The organism is Lyngbya sp. CCY1209 (genome assembly GCF_055795065.1).
In genome coordinates, this window is sequence record NZ_JAYFER010000108.1 from 1 (window position 1) to 800 (window position 800).

General features: G+C 49.1%; 1 pseudogene. It reads left to right on the plus strand.

The annotated features are described in order from the left end of the window. Nucleotides 1-117 precede the first annotated feature (117 nt). Nucleotides 118-591 (plus strand): annotated as a pseudogene (gene iscB / locus AC0QHF_RS00735) (RNA-guided endonuclease IscB); the annotation flags it as partial. Nucleotides 592-800: the final 209 nt, after the last annotated feature.

The following is an 800-nucleotide window of genomic DNA, read 5'->3' on the forward strand; positions in this document are numbered from 1 at the left end:
AGGCTCTAGAACCGAATCGTTAAACAGTCCTAAGGGGTTAAGACAGTGCGATTTGGAAAGTACCGACTCTGAACATTGGCGAAGCAAACATTACGAGCAATCAGAAGAGACGCAACAATGTCTAACCATGTTTTGGTTCTAGATACCAACCGTAAGCCGCTCACACCCTGCAAGCCAGGGGTAGCGCGGTCACTACTCAAGGTTGGGAAAGCGGCGGTATTTCGCCGTTATCCATTCACTATCATCCTGAAAAAGGAGGTTGAGGCTGACCCCGAGCCTGTCGAACTTAAGTTAGACCCAGGCTCTAAAGTTACTGGAATTGCCCTGAAACAAGGGAATCAAATCATCTTTGGTGCTGAGTTGCAGCATCGAGGGCAGCAGATTAAAGCTGCATTACTATCCCGCCGTCAATTGCGGCGCGGTAGACGGAATCGCAAAACTCGCTATCGGCAGGCACGATTCTTGAATCGGACTCGTCCTGCTGGTTGGCTTGCACCCAGTTTGCAACACCGAGTCTTGACTACGATGACCTGGGTGAATCGGCTCCGCAAGGTTGCACCTATCGGTTCAATTGCGATAGAACTGGTGCGGTTGTGCGATTCGTTCGGGAGTGAAATAGGGCTGAAATGCCTGAAATAGCCTCCCGGTAAGGCTTCCATCCCCTTGGATGGATATAAGGGACGCACCCCTGACCAGCCTTATAACTATCTGTATGTTCCGAAGTTTGGTATCACAGTGATACTAAATGAGGTCGGAACTCTCAGGGTCAAGGAAAAATCAGTGATACAAGTTTCTTATAT